The sequence below is a fragment of the Streptomyces sannanensis genome, assembly GCF_039536205.1.
GTDB classification, from domain to species: domain Bacteria; phylum Actinomycetota; class Actinomycetes; order Streptomycetales; family Streptomycetaceae; genus Streptomyces; species Streptomyces sannanensis.
Genome location: NZ_BAAAYL010000001.1, coordinates 1,649,162 through 1,662,554, shown reverse-complemented (window position 1 = coordinate 1,662,554; position 13,393 = coordinate 1,649,162). Strand labels below are relative to the sequence as shown.

At 73.2% G+C, this 13,393-nt stretch carries 13 protein-coding genes and 1 pseudogene; 8 read left to right on the top strand and 6 right to left on the bottom strand.

The window, feature by feature from the left end:
- The first annotated feature begins 79 nt into the window (after positions 1 to 79).
- The 3 genes from ABD858_RS07680 to ABD858_RS07670 all read left to right on the top strand — a co-directional run bounded on the left by ABD858_RS07680 (position 80) and on the right by ABD858_RS07670 (position 4,761).
- Positions 80 to 631, top strand: coding sequence for an HXXEE domain-containing protein (locus tag ABD858_RS07680; RefSeq protein ID WP_345035417.1), 552 nt, complete (start codon positions 80 to 82; stop codon positions 629 to 631).
- A gap of 75 nt (positions 632 to 706) precedes the next feature.
- A complete protein-coding gene (locus ABD858_RS07675) occupies positions 707 to 3,484 on the top strand; it encodes an SNF2-related protein (RefSeq protein WP_345035415.1) in 2,778 nt (925 codons plus the stop codon).
- Positions 3,481 to 4,761: an SWIM zinc finger family protein gene (locus tag ABD858_RS07670; protein ID WP_345035414.1), complete on the top strand. Its 1,281-nt coding sequence runs from the start codon at positions 3,481 to 3,483 to the stop codon at positions 4,759 to 4,761. The genes ABD858_RS07675 and ABD858_RS07670 overlap by 4 nt, the downstream gene beginning before the upstream one ends.
- Before the next feature lie 2 nt (positions 4,762 to 4,763).
- Here the strand turns inward: ABD858_RS07670 and ABD858_RS07665 are convergent, their stop codons facing one another.
- On the bottom strand, positions 4,764 to 5,432 hold the full coding sequence (locus ABD858_RS07665; RefSeq protein WP_345035413.1) for a DUF2293 domain-containing protein: 669 nt from the start codon (positions 5,430 to 5,432) through the stop codon (positions 4,764 to 4,766).
- A gap of 4 nt (positions 5,433 to 5,436) precedes the next feature.
- The gene (locus tag ABD858_RS07660) at positions 5,437 to 5,940 is read right to left on the bottom strand and encodes a hypothetical protein (protein ID WP_345035411.1); all 504 of its coding nucleotides are present in this window, start codon (positions 5,938 to 5,940) and stop codon (positions 5,437 to 5,439) included.
- A 128-nt stretch (positions 5,941 to 6,068) separates the two neighbouring features.
- Between ABD858_RS07660 and ABD858_RS07655 the strand changes: the two genes are divergently transcribed.
- From ABD858_RS07655 to ABD858_RS07645, 3 genes are all read left to right on the top strand, one after another.
- Positions 6,069 to 6,542, top strand: a complete 474-nt coding sequence (locus tag ABD858_RS07655) for a cupin domain-containing protein (protein ID WP_345035410.1) — start codon at positions 6,069 to 6,071, stop codon at positions 6,540 to 6,542.
- 157 nt (positions 6,543 to 6,699) lie between these two features.
- The gene (locus ABD858_RS07650) at positions 6,700 to 7,191 is read left to right on the top strand and encodes a hypothetical protein (RefSeq protein WP_345035409.1); all 492 of its coding nucleotides are present in this window, start codon (positions 6,700 to 6,702) and stop codon (positions 7,189 to 7,191) included.
- A 7-nt stretch (positions 7,192 to 7,198) separates the two neighbouring features.
- Positions 7,199 to 7,840, top strand: coding sequence for a nucleoside/nucleotide kinase family protein (locus ABD858_RS07645; protein ID WP_345035408.1), 642 nt, complete (start codon positions 7,199 to 7,201; stop codon positions 7,838 to 7,840).
- Here ABD858_RS07645 and ABD858_RS07640 read toward each other — a convergent pair.
- Complete coding sequence (locus tag ABD858_RS07640; RefSeq protein ID WP_345035406.1) at positions 7,830 to 8,753, bottom strand: pseudouridine-5'-phosphate glycosidase; 924 nt, start codon at positions 8,751 to 8,753, stop codon at positions 7,830 to 7,832. The two genes, ABD858_RS07645 and ABD858_RS07640, sit on opposite strands and share 11 nt — an antisense overlap.
- A gap of 149 nt (positions 8,754 to 8,902) precedes the next feature.
- On the opposite strand from ABD858_RS07640, the gene ABD858_RS07635 reads away from it, so the two are divergent.
- Positions 8,903 to 9,265, top strand: coding sequence for a cupin domain-containing protein (locus tag ABD858_RS07635; RefSeq protein WP_345035405.1), 363 nt, complete (start codon positions 8,903 to 8,905; stop codon positions 9,263 to 9,265).
- A gap of 30 nt (positions 9,266 to 9,295) precedes the next feature.
- Here the strand turns inward: ABD858_RS07635 and ABD858_RS07630 are convergent, their stop codons facing one another.
- The 3 genes and pseudogenes from ABD858_RS07630 to ABD858_RS07620 form a co-directional block, all read right to left on the bottom strand.
- Positions 9,296 to 10,561: an MFS transporter gene (locus ABD858_RS07630; protein WP_345035404.1), complete on the bottom strand. Its 1,266-nt coding sequence runs from the start codon at positions 10,559 to 10,561 to the stop codon at positions 9,296 to 9,298.
- Positions 10,562 to 10,680: 119 nt separating this feature from the next.
- On the bottom strand, positions 10,681 to 11,250 hold the full coding sequence (locus ABD858_RS07625; RefSeq protein ID WP_425586165.1) for a methylated-DNA--[protein]-cysteine S-methyltransferase: 570 nt from the start codon (positions 11,248 to 11,250) through the stop codon (positions 10,681 to 10,683).
- A gap of 13 nt (positions 11,251 to 11,263) precedes the next feature.
- Positions 11,264 to 12,046: pseudogene (locus ABD858_RS07620) on the bottom strand (glycerophosphodiester phosphodiesterase); the annotation flags it as partial.
- Positions 12,047 to 12,512: 466 nt separating this feature from the next.
- Here ABD858_RS07620 and ABD858_RS07615 point away from each other — a divergent pair.
- Positions 12,513 to 13,376: an MHYT domain-containing protein gene (locus ABD858_RS07615; protein ID WP_345035400.1), complete on the top strand. Its 864-nt coding sequence runs from the start codon at positions 12,513 to 12,515 to the stop codon at positions 13,374 to 13,376.
- The last annotated feature ends 17 nt before the right edge of the window (positions 13,377 to 13,393 follow it).

Sequence of the window (13,393 nt, the reverse complement as noted above, 5' to 3'; positions counted from 1 at the left end):
GCCCGACGGCATCCCCTGCGCGTCCGCCCGGGCGACGGCCGCGGTACGTTGGCCGGAGAATCTGTCCGGAGGGGGAGAAGTGACCGGAAGCCGACCGCCGAAGGGCGTGTCCGCGGCCGTGACCTGGGGGCTGTTCGCCGCCTGGGCCGCCAATGACATCGAGGAACTCGCCACCATGGCCCGCTGGCCCCGCCGGGCCCGCCCGCGTCTGGAGGCCCGCTTTCCCGGAGTCCCCGCATCCGTGTGGAACCGGATGGACGTGTCCCAGCGCCATGTGAACGTCAGCATCGCCCTGATGGGCGGCATCATCGCGGCGGCCTCCGCGGAGGGCGCCCGCACCGGTGGCCGCAGCCCGGTCTTCCGTACCGTGCTCACGGGCTTCGGACTGCACGGCCTCGTTCACATGGCCCAGTCCGCGGGCTACCGCGGCTACACTCCGGGTGTCGCCACCTCGCCGACCGTCGTCGTCCCCTACACCCTCTGGGCCCTGCACCGCCTGCGTGTGGCCGGCATTCCGGCCGGCGGGCGCCGGGAGGCCGCGCTCGGCCTGGCCCTCCTCCCCGTCGCGACGGCCGCCGTGCACGGGCTGGCCCGGGTGATCTGCGACGGCCGTCACGCCTCGAAGGGGTGACCGTCACCGGAACCGCCGTCCGCGCGGTGGCAGCATGCCTAGGATGGGCCGGAGGCACAAGGGGGCGAGGGGACAGTGGCGTCGAAGCGGTCGCCCGGGCGCGATGACCTCGTCCGGTGCGCGGCGGTTTTCCTGCCCGCACCCGTGCCCCGCGAGGGGCGGATCGCCTTCTGGCGGCCGGACGGGAGAGGCCTGCTCGCCGGGGCCGCCACCGAGCTGACCGTCGTCCGCCGTCACGGCGGCGGTGTCCGCCGCCGCGCGGTGCCCGCCGTCGAGCTGCCGCTCGACGAGGCCGTGCCGCTGCTGGCCCGGGCCCGCCACGACCCCGGTGCGCATCCGGCCGCCGCGGGCTGGGGCGCCGCCGTCCTGCACGCGGTGGGGCTCGCCGCGCGCGGCCGGCTGCTGCCGGGCCTGACGGCCGACGGCGTGGACGCCTGGCGGGCCGGGCCGCTCGACGCCGAGGACGTGGCCCATGTGCGGGCCGTCGCCGCCGCACTGCCCCCGGAGGGGTACGCGGTGCCGCTCCCGGACCGTACGCCCCTCGAACTGCCCGACCCCGAGCACCTGGTGCGCGCCTTCCTCGACGCGGTCACCGACACCCTGTCCCGCACCCCGGCCGCCGCCCATGCCACGGGTGCCCCCTTCGCGGCGCGCGAACCGCAGCGGCTGCCCGGTGCCCGCGACTGGGCCGACGAGGTGGCGGCCGGCATGGACGCCGGGGTGCGGGTCTCGCTCCGCCTGGACCTGGCGGCGTACGACGCCTTCGACGAGGGCACGGTGGCTGCCGCCGTCGTGCAGGTGCACAGCCTCGCCGACCCCACCCTGCTCACCGACGCCGCGCAGCTGTGGCAGGGCGGCGCGGGCGGTTTCGGGCCGCGCGCCCGTGTCGACACCGCGCTCGCGCTGCGGCGCGCCGCCCGTGTCTGGGAGCCGCTCGGCCGGCTGCTGGAGCTGCGTGTTCCGGACGTACTGCGGGTCGACGAGGAGGAGCTGTACGAGCTGCTGGGCGAGGGAGCCCAGCGGCTGGACGCGGCCGGGGTGGCCGTCCACTGGCCGAAGGAGCTCGCCCGCGATCTGACGGCGCGCGCGGTGGTGCGCCCGGCGCCGGGCCTGGCCGCCGACGGGCGGGGCTTCTTCGACGCGGAGGAACTCCTGCAGTTCCGCTGGCAGCTCGCGCTCGGCGGGGAGGAGCTCACCGAGGCCGAGATGGACGCGCTCGCCGAGGCGCAGCGTCCCGTCGTCCGGCTGCGCGACCAGTGGGTGCTGGCCGACCCGGCCCTCGTACGCAAGGCCCGTGAGCGGCAGCTCGGCCTGCTCGGCCCGCTGGACGCGCTGTCCGCCGTGCTGAGCGGTGAGGCGGAGGTGGAGGGCGAGACCGTCGAGGCGGTTCCGGTGGGTGCCCTCGCCCGGCTGCGGGACCGGCTGACCGAGCCCCCCGAGCCGCTGCCCGAGCCGGACGGCCTGCACGCCACCCTGCGCGGCTACCAGCGGCGCGGCCTCGCCTGGCTGGACCTGATGGCCTCGCTCGGTCTCGGGGGCGTGCTCGCCGACGACATGGGCCTGGGCAAGACCATCACCCTGATCTCCCTCCATCTGCACCGGGCCAGGACCGAGCCGACCCTGGTGATCTGCCCGGCCTCGCTGCTCGGCAACTGGCAGCGGGAGATCGAGAGGTTCGCGCCGGGCGTGCCCGTGCGCCGCTTCCACGGCGCCGCCCGCACACTGGACGGCCTGGACGGCGGTTTCGTCCTCACCACCTACGGCACGATGCGCACCAGCGCGGACGAACTCGCCGCGCAGTCCTGGGGCCTTGTGGTCGCCGACGAGGCGCAGCACGTCAAGAACCCGCGCTCGTCCACCGCCGGGGCGCTGCGCACCATCCCCGCCCCGGCGCGTATCGCCCTCACCGGCACCCCCGTCGAGAACAACCTCTCCGAACTGTGGGCCATCCTCGACTGGACCACTCCGGGCCTGCTCGGCACCCTGAACAGCTTCCGTGCCCGGCACGCCCGGGCCGTCGAGGCCGGGGAGGACCCGCTCGCGGCCGAGCGGCTGGCCCGTCTCGTACGTCCCTTCCTGCTGCGCCGCAGGAAGTCCGACCCCGGTATCGCCCCCGAACTGCCGCCCAAGACCGAGACCGACCGTCCCGTCTCCCTCACCCGCGAACAGGCCACGCTGTACGAGGCCGTGGTGCGTGAGACCATGGCGAGGATCGAGGCGGCGGAGGGCATCGCGCGTCGCGGTCTGGTCATGAAGCTGCTCACCGCCCTGAAGCAGATCTGCAACCATCCCGCGCAGTACCTCAAGGACTCTGCCGGAACCGGCCGCTCCGGCAAACTCGACCTGCTCGACGAGCTGTTGGACACGATCCTCTCCGAGGACGGCTCGGTGCTGGTCTTCACCCAGTACGTGCAGATGGCGCGGATCATCGAACGGCATCTGGCCGGCCGCGGCATCCGCAACCAGCTGCTGCACGGCGGCACACCGGTACGCGAACGCGAGAGAATGGTGGACCGCTTCCAGTCCGGTGAAGTCCCCGTCTTCCTGCTGTCGTTGAAGGCGGCGGGCACCGGTCTCAACCTCACCCGCGCCGGACACGTCGTCCACTACGACCGGTGGTGGAACCCGGCCGTGGAGGAGCAGGCCACCGACCGTGCCTACCGCATCGGCCAGACCCAGGCCGTGCAGGTGCACCGGCTGATCAGCGAGGGCACGGTCGAGGAGAACATCGCGCTGCTGCTGAAGTCCAAGCGGGAGCTCGCGGACGCCGTGCTGTCCGGCGGAGAGACGGCGCTCACCGAGCTGACCGACGCGGAACTCACCGAACTGGTCGCCCTGAGGAGGTCCGCATGAGCCCCCGCGGGAGCCGTGGGCACCAGGCCGACGACCGCGTCCGGGCCTTCGACCCGCTGCCGCCGCGCCCGCGCAGCCGCGGACCGTTCGCCGAGTCCTGGTGGGGCAACGCCTGGGTGGAGGCGCTGGAGGAGACCTCCCTGGACCCGGGCCGCCTGGGGCGGGGCCGCACGTACGCGCGCGGCGGCCATGTCGGCACGATCACGGTCACCCCGGGCCGTATCGCCGCGCCCGTCTCCGGCAGCCGACCGCGCCCGTACCGCAGCGGGGTACGGCTCAGGGTGCTGACCGACGACGAATGGGACCACTTCCTCGACACCGTGGCCGAACGGCCCGAGCACATCGCCGCACTGCTCGACAAGGACATGCCGTACGCACTGGCCGACGCGGCGGAAGGCGCCGGGGTGCAGCTCCTGCCCGGCGCCTCGGATCTCATTCCCGACTGCTCCTGCCCCGACTGGGGCTACCCCTGCAAGCACGCGGCGGCCCTGTGCTACCAGGCGGCCAGGCTGCTCGACGCGGACCCCTTCGTCCTGCTGCTGATGCGCGGCCGAGGAGAGCGCGAACTCCTCACCGAACTCCACCGTCGCAACGCCGCCCTCGCCGCGCGCGCCGCCCGCGAGGAACCTGCCGCGTCGCAGGTCCGCCCGGGCGTCGCGGCCCGCGCCGCCCTCGCCGTACGCGACCGGCCCCCGCTCCCCGACCCGCTGCCCGTTCCCGGGAAGCCCGGCCCGCCGCCGCTGCTCCCGGACCTGCCCGGCGCCGGGCAGCCGCAGGGCCCCGCATTCCTCGCCCTCGACACGGCGGTCCGGGCGCATGCCTTCCTGACGGCCGGCACCGAGCTCTTCCCCGGCTCCGACGCCTGGACCGACGCGGTACGGCTGGCCGCCACCCACCCGCGGTTCGCCGGCCGCGGCGGGCTGACCACACAGTTCCGCGCCCTGGCGGCGGCGGTGGGCCGCAAGCCACTGGACCTGACGCGGGCGGTCGCCGCCTGGCACCAGGGCGGCGCCGAAGGCCTCGCCGTACTGGAAACCACCTGGTCGCCGCCCGCGGACGTCCTCGACCGGACCCGTACCGAACTCGCCGCCGCCGACCTGCCGCAGATGAGCGCCTCGCACAACCGCATCACCGACTCCTGGCGCACCCGCCAGCTCCGCTACGGCCACGACGGACGCTGGTATCCCTACCGTGCCGTCGCTCGCGGCGACTGGTGGCCCCAGGGCCCACCCGACCACGACCCGGTCGGCGCCCTGCTGAGCCTGTACGAGACCTGAGGTCAGACACCACCCTCGGCCGCCCACCGGGCCAGCACCGCCTCGATCACCCGCGCCACCCGCGCCCGGGCCTCGCGGCGGGGTACGCGGTTCATCAGCAGCGTGTCGTACTCCGTGTCCACGTGGCGTACGGACGCCCGTACCGCCGCCGTGACCGCGGCGGCGTCCAGGGCGCGGCCCGCCGCGGTGCGGCCGACGCGGCCGCTGCCGCGGACCGAGGTGTGGGTGGCGATCTCGCGGGCGCGCTCGGGCGGGCAGCCGGGGAAGAGCCGCAGGACCTCGTCGGCGAGCGCCGCCGTGAAGCGCACGTCCTCGGTGGCGCGGCGGGCCGCGTCGCGTTCCCGGCGGCGGGCCCGGGCATCGGCGTCGGCCAGGCACTGCTCCTCGGCACGGGCCAGGGCGGCCTCCTCGACGAGGACGCCTCGGCGTTCGTAGCGTCCCCGGCGCCGGTTGAAGCGGATGACGACCGCGGACAGCGAACTCCACTCGCGGGCGCGGCGGGTGAGCGCCGTGTCGCCGCGCGGCAGGAAAACGAGATGGCCGAGGTCGGCGCAGTCCAGGCAGTGCGGGGCGTCGTTCTCCAGTACCAGGCGGGGGAGCGGGCCCCGCCGGCACGCGGCGCAGCGGTGGTGCCGCCGTGGCTCGATGACCAGAAGCGATGAGCTGGTCATGATGTCAGCGAACCCCGGGGGAGGCCGCCTCTATGAACTTGGCCAGTGCCTGACGCGACTGGTCCGAGCGCAGCGAGCGGTCCGTGTCGTCCGGGGCGTCGTGTATGCAGGCGGTGACCTTCATGGCCTCCTCGGCCAGTTGGACGACGGCGGGTTCGTCGCACACCAGCTTGAGGTGGATCAGTTCCTGCTGGGCGATGGAACGCAGACGGTACGACTCCAGGCGGGCCTCCTCGGCGCTCCGGGACCCGGGATCCTCACGGGTGCGATGCCAGCGGTCGTACTCCCCGTGCCGCAGGTCCACCAGGGCGCTGGCGAAGGTGCTGTAGGCGGCGATCCGTTCCTGCCGGAGTTTCTCCGCGCGGGTGAGGACGGCCGCGCGTTCCGTGGTGCGCCACTGGAACCAGTACGTGGCGACCGACCCCAGCAGGGTGCCCACCACCGCGATCAACGCCGTCCCCATCGCGTGTCCGTCCTCCGAGCTGTCGTGTTCAGGTCCGATCTGCAATCGTTTCATGTTTCTTGAGGGTGTGTCAGCTGTGCGGATCTCTGCACCATGTGCTGCCGCATCGAGTAGCGTGTGGCCGGTTTTCGCCAACGGGCCACGATGGCCCGCACCTTGGGGAGGGGACTGACATGGGGATCAGCAAGCGGCGGGGACGGATACGCAAGGCCGCGGTGGTGGCGAGCGGCGTCGCCGCGCTGGGCCTGGTGCCGTCGGCCGCCCTCGCCACCCCCGGCAGCGGGGTGTCCGGCACGGTGCTCGCCAAGGGCACGTCGGACGGGACGCTCACGGTGAAGGCCAAGGGCCGCACCGATGTCGTCGTACGCACCATCACCGTCCAGCCGGGCGGCTCCACGGGCTGGCACTACCACCCGGGCCAGCTGATCGCCGTCGTCCAGTCGGGTGCGCTGACCCGTACCCTCGACGACTGCTCGGTCGAAGTGACGCCCGCGGGCAAGTCGTTCATCGAGCCGTCCGGCCGGCACCATGTGCACATCGGACGCAACCTCGGCACCGAGCCGGTCGTGCTGTATGCGACGTACATGGTGCCCGAGGGGGCGCCGCTCTCCGTCGACGCCGAAGCCCCGGACTGCGCCGGCGAGTAGCCGGGGTTCATGCTTCATGAGCGGGTGCCGGGCACCACGAGCCAGGGCCTCGCACCCGAACTCGGTCACTGCTTCGCCTCCGAAACCCCCACCGCGCGGTGCTGACCGGTCCGTAATCCGGATGCTCCGGCCCTGCCGTCGGTGGCAGGGTCGGAGCATGCGCTCGACCACTCTGTGGGACCGACTGCCCGAGCCCGTACGCGAACGCGTCGACGCCGAGGTCGTCCAGCGACAGCTCATCCGTGCCGTCCGGGTGATCCGGGAGTCGGGCATCGAGCCCGTGCCGGGCCTGGCCGGGTGTCAGATCCTGATCGCCGAGCGCACCGAGCTGCTCGCCGACCGGCTCGTCCCGCTGCCGCCCCGCGACCCCGACACGCTCGCTGCCCGAGTCGGCGGACTGCCGCGGCCGCCGGTGGCCTTCGAGGCCGTGTGGGACGGCGACACCCAGGGCTGGATCGTCGACCTGCTGGCGATCCTCGCGGATCCGTGGGAGGAGGTGCCTCTGGCGAGCATCCGCGGCCTGGAACAGAGCGACGAGGCGACCGCGACCGGGCGGGAGCTCGCCGCCCGCTTCAGGGTGCCCTTCCACTTCGCGAGCCCCGGCGAACCCGACGACCGGGCACCCCGCTGGTGGGACGGGCGGCGATGATGGGCAGGTGCGACTCGAACCGATCACCTGGGAACGGCTGACCGACGCCCTTGCCGGCCATGCCGCGAAGCTCACCGCGCAGGACGGCTCCCCGTGGCTGCGCATCGGTGTCGACGGTGCGCCCGCCGCCCGGACCGGCGAGGCCGCCGAGGCTCTTGCCGAGGCGCTGCGGGCGCGTGGACGGGCCGTGCTCGTCGTCGGCACCGGCGGGTTTCTGCGGCCCGCCTCGCTGCGGTACGAATACGGACGCCGGGACCCGGAGGCTTACTTCGGCGGCTGGTTCGACGTGGGTGCCCTCTGGCGGGAGGTCTTCGGGCCGCTGGAGGCGGGCGGCTCGGGACGCGTTCTGCCCGATCTGTGGGACCCGGCCACCGACCGGGCGACCCGCAGCGCGCCGGTCGAGCTGCCCCCGGGCGGGGTGCTGGTGGTGCACGGGCCGCTGCTGCTCGGCCACTGGTTCCCGTTCGACCTCACGGTGCATCTGCGGCTCTCGCCGGGTGCGCTGCGGCGTCGTACACCGGAGGGCGAGCACTGGACGCTGCCCGCCTTCGCGCGGTACGAGGAGGAGGTGGACCCCGACGGGGCCGCCGATGTCGTCGTACGGGCCGACGATCCGCGGCGGCCCGCATGGAGCGGCATCAGGTCCTAGCGGTCCACGCCACAGCGATCTGGGCGGCCAGCCGCACATTGCCGCGTACTGCCGCCACATTGGCCTCAAGTGACGATCCGCCGGTGTGCCGCATCAGATGGTCGAGCAGGAACGGGGTGACCGCCTGGCCGGTGATGCCGCGCTCATGGCATTCGTCGAGGGCGTCGGCCAGCACGCGATCGTGCAGGGCGGGGTCGAGCTGGAGGGACTCGGCGACGGGGTTGGCCACGATCAACGCAGTGTCCGGGGCGTCGAGGGTGTCCTTGGCGCGCATCACCGCCGCGACTTCTTCGGGCGTGTGGACCGTCCAGTCGACCGGCAGGCCGGAGCTGCTCAGGCAGAAGCCGGGGAACTCGCGGGTTCCGTAACCGAGGACGGTCACGCCGAGGGTTTCCAGGCGCTGGAGGGTGGCCGGGACGTCGAGGACCGACTTCACGCCGGCGCACACCACCGTGATCCGGGCCTGCGCCAGCAGCCGCAGGTCGGCCGACTCGTCCTGGTCGCGCGCCCAGGCGCGATGGACCCCGCCGAGCCCGCCGGTGGCGAAGACCCGGATGTCGGCGTGCTCGGCCAGGAAGGCCGTCGCGGACACGGTGGTTGCGCCGCTCGCGCCCGCGACGAGCGCGGGCGCGAGATCGCGGTGGCCGAGCTTGCGCAGCTCCGGGTCCTGCGCCACCCGCTCCAACCGGGCCTTGTCCAGGCCCACATGGATGCGCCCGTCGAGGACGGCGATGGTGGCCGGTACGGCGCCGGCGGCCCGTACCAGCCCTTCCAGCTCCTCGGCGACCCGCAGATTGCGCGGCCGCGGCAGCCCATGGGCGATGAGCGTCGACTCCAAGGCGACCACGGGCCGGTCTTCGGCCAGCGCGTCCTGTACTTCTTCGGACAGGTGCAGCAGCGTGTCGTGAGGCATGCTCCATCCCTGCCCCGGCCCGGCTCCTGAGGAACGCTTCGTTCCCTCCGGGGTCATGCCCGGATCCGGCAGCCTGTCGAGGATTTCGCGGCAAGGGTCGGCTCTGCGTCCACCGAGACGCCCTGGGCCGGCTCGCTAGGGTTCGGGGCATGAGAACTACCGATCACGCCCCTGCCTCCTTCGCCGTGCACATCCCGGACGCCGAGCTGGAGCCCGAGCCGCTCGACCTGGAGCAGATCATCTCCGGGGACCCGGTCGTGACCGGCAAGGTCCTTTGGGAGTCGCCGGACGGGAAGCAGGTGCGCGGCATCTGGCAGATCACGCCCGGCGTCGTGACCGACACCGAGGCCGATGAGCTCTTCGTGGTGGTCAGCGGCCGGGCGACGATCGAGGTGGCGGGCGGGGACACCTTCGAGGTGGGCCCCGGCGACGCCTGTGTGCTGCGCGAGGGGGACCGTACGACCTGGACGGTCCACGAGACGCTGCGCAAGGCGTACCACATCACCCTGTGACGGCCGGCCCCGGCGGCCGGCCGCCGACGGTCAGTGCCTGACCCGGCTCCAGAGGGCGAGTCCGGCCATCGGAAGCAGCAGGCACGCTCCGACGAGGTTGAGCATTCCGTAGCTCGACCCGGCGACGATCAGACCGGCGGCCGCGCCGCCGATGCCCGCCGCGGTGTTCATGGTCAGGTCCGACAGGCCCTGCACCGCGGCGCGGGTGGCCTGCGGCACCGAGTCGGTGAGCAGGGCGGAGCCCGACACCAGCCCGGCCGACCAGCCGAGGCCCAGCAGGAACAGTCCGGCGGCGGTACGGCCGTGGCTCGCGCCCGCCGTACCGGCGAGCAGCGCCGCGCAGGACAGCAGGCCGGCGGCCAGGCCGATCACCGCGAGCCGGCCGACCCGGTCGGACAGCCAGCCCATGACGGGCGAGAAGGCGTACATGCCGGCGATGTGACCGCTGATGACGAGGCCGATGAGCTCCAGATCGGCGCCGTGGTGGCCCAGGTCGACGGGCGTCATCACCATGATCGACACCATCACGGTGTGGGTCACGGCGACCGTCAGCAGGGCCAGCCTGGCGCGTGGCGAGGCGGCCACCGCGGAGAGTCCCGCGCGCAGTGAACGGCTCTCCGCCGACTGCTCCTCCTGCGGGGCCAGTGCCCGGGCGGTGAGCAGCGGGTCGGGCCGCAGCAGTGTCCCGACCAGCAGGGCGGCGAGCAGGAAGATCCCGGCGGCCCAGAGGAAGGGGCCCGCCGTCTCGGGTATGGAGGTGCCCGCGAACCCACGGCTCACGGGCGCGGCTATGTTCGGGCCGAGTACGGCGCCGATCGTGGTCGCCCAGACGACCGTGGAGATCGCCCGGCCGCGCCGGTCCGGCTCGGCGAGGTCCGCCGCGGCGAACCGGGCCTGGAGATTGGCCGAGGAGCCGGCGCCGAAGGCGGCCATGCCGAGCAGCAGCAGGGGGAAGTTGCCAATGACGGCGGCGAGCACGACCAGGCCGCCGCCGGCCGCACCGATCAGATAGGCCAGGACGAGCCCGGCGCGGCGGCCGCGAGCGGTCATCAGGGAGGCCAGCGGCACCGACAGTACGGCGGTGCCGGCCACCGAAGCGGTGGGCCCGAGGCCGGACAGTGCCTCGGAACCGCTGACCGAGGTCGCCAGCACGGGGGCGAGGGCGATGCCGATCGGGACGCCGAGGCCGCCGAGGATCTGGCTCATGACGAGCACCGCCGAGGTGCGGCGGCGCAGGGCGGGCAGCTCGGCCGGGGTAACCGGCGGCGCGACCGCGGTCTTGTCCGTGGCCGTCACCGTGCGTGTGCCTTTCCGGGGGCGACCGCGCCATGGCGCAGGCCGGTACAGCAGGGCCCGGACATATCTGTGTTCGTAGTCACCGCGGCAGTCTGCCACCCCTTACATCGCTGGGGAACTCAGAAGAGCGGCTCCGGAAGCACTCCTTCCAGAGCGAGCAGCTTCCGTTTGGTCTCCGGGCCCCCGCCGAACCCGCCGAGACCGCCGCCGCTCTCCACCACCCGGTGGCACGGCACCACGACCGGCAGCGGATTCGAGCCCATGGCCGCGCCGACGGCCTGAGCGGCGCCCGGCCGGCCCACCCGTTGGGCCAGCTCGCCGTATCCCACGACCGTGCCGTACGGGACGCCTGTCGCCAGCTCGCGCAGTACTTCCCGGTTGAACCCGGAGATCAGCGACCAGTCCAGGGGCAGAGTGAACTCCCGCAGCCGGCCCGCGAAATACGCGGCGAGCTGGCGTATCGGCTCGGCGAGCCGGCCCGTGCCGGACGCCGGGACCGGCTCCGCCCCCAGCCGCGCCGTGAGGGCGGCCAGTGCTCTGTCCCGCACCCTGTCGTCGGCGTGGAAGACCACGTACACCAGCCCCTTGTCGGTGGCGGCGAGCAGCAGCGGCCCGATGTCGCTGCCGACGACGGCCCACTCCACGTACAGCGCATCGGTGTTCACGCCGACCACCGTACGGCCCGGCACTGACACCGGAGTCTCAGCCGGCGGGCCGCACCACGTCGCCTACCACGTCGGGGGTGTCGGTGATGATGCCGTCCACGCCGAAATCGTGCACCCGCCCGGCCGTCGCCGCGTCGACGACCGTCCAGGTGCTCACCTGGAGCGGCCTGCCGTGCAGCCCCGTGAGCGCGTGCACCGCCGCCACCCACTCCGCGGACAGCGTCGTGTCCTCCGGGTTGATCTGGTCCGCGAAGGCCGCGTACCGGGGCAGCTCCGGTACCGGGGGCGTGCCGAGGAAGCCGAGGGTGATCTCCGGGCACTGCCGGTGGACTTCCTTGATGCTGTCCTCGCCGAAGCTCTGGACGACCAGCCGGTGCGCGATGTGGTCCTGGTCCAGCCAGCCGCCCTCGCGCAGCACCCGCAGGATGTCCCGCTCGATGCCGGGGTACAACTCGGGGTCCTTGATCTCCAGCAGCAGGCTCTGGCCGTTGTCCTCGAGCCGCTCCAGGTACTCCGTCAGCGTCGGCACCCGCGCTCCCTCGAAGCGCTCGCCGAACCAGCCCCCCGCGTCCAGCTTGGCGATCTCCGCGGCCGTGAAATCGGCGACCCGCCAGGGCGCGCGGTCCGGGAAGACCTGCTCGGCGTCCGTCGTCCGCTCCAGGGTGTCGTCATGGACGACGACGAGTTCGCCGTCCTTGGTGCGCTGCACGTCGTTCTCGACCCAGTCGAACCCCATCGCGGCGGCCAGGTCGACCGCTTCCAGGGTGTTCTCGGGGGCGTACGCGGAAGCACCCCGGTGGGCGATGACCAGGGGCACGGGAACTCCTCGTGTCAGGGAATCTCGTCAGGCCGGACAGTGTCACCCGGCGGTCAACGGAAACCGGCAGCGGGGTGGCCACCGGGTGAACGGAATCATGTGGTCCGGACCTGCCCACAGTTTCCGTACCGGACAATTACCAGGAAGTCATGTCCGAGCTCTTCCGCTCGTCCTGGTGCCTCGACCGGCAACGTTGCCCGTCGAGGAGCGGCGTCCGGTGCGTGCGATCGCAAGGCGGCCGAAGGCCCTCGTAGCAGCGTTCCTTGGGTTTTCGGCCGACGCAGCGAGCGTGCGTGCCCGGGGGCACCCTGGGGGCACCCCCAGAGGTAGCTGGGGGAGGTAGCTGGGGGAGCGTCGCGACGGGGCAAACGTTGCCGGGAGGGGCACTGGTCTCGGCCGGAACCAGGCAAGCGCACACTGGGGGGAAGTCGCACCGCCTCAGCCAGGCACGGGGCCGAAGGGTACGGATATGCACGGCACGGTCGACGGATTCACCTACGGCCTTGTCACGCCCGTCGTCGCGTACGTCATGGCGTGCCTCGGCGGGGCGCTCGGACTGCGCTGCACCGCCCGCTCCGTGCTGGTGGACCACTCCTGGAAGCCCGGCTGGCTGGCGCTCGGCGCGGTATCCATCGGCGCGGGCATCTGGACCATGCACTTCATCGCGATGATCGGGTTCACGGTCGAGGAGGTGCCGTTGAGCTACGACACGGCGACCACCTTGGCCAGCCTCGGGGTCGCCGTCGTCATGGCCGGTATCGGCGTCTTCATCGTCGGATACCGCGGCGCCACCGTCATGTCCCTGGGGACCGGCGGCACGATCACCGGCCTGGGGGTCGCCTCCATGCACTACCTCGGCATGGACGGCATGCGGCTGCACGGGCGGCTGGAGTACGACACCCTCACCGTCGGCCTGTCGGTGGTGATCGCCGTCGTGGCGGCCACCGCCGCGCTGTGGGCGGCGGTCGCGGTGCAGGGCTTCCTGGCGAGCCTCGGCGCCAGTCTCGTCATGGGGGTGGCGGTGAGCGGTATGCACTACACGGGCATGGCCGCCCTCCGGGTGCAGGTGCACGGAACGGCTTCCTCCGCCGTCGGAGACTCGTCGGCCGCCCTGCTGGCGCCGATGCTGATCGGCCCCGTGGTCTTCCTCTTCCTCGCCGCCGCCGTCGTGATGTTCGATCCGTTGGTCGTGATGGGCAAACCCGACCGGCACCACCGGCAGCCCCGGCCCCGGCCGGTGCCGCGGCACCGCCCCTCCTACCCGGAGCCGCGGGGCCGGTCGGCTCCACCGCCGGCCGAGCGGCACGGCTCCGCCTCCCCGTGGGACTGGTGACGGGGACCTGAGTGTCA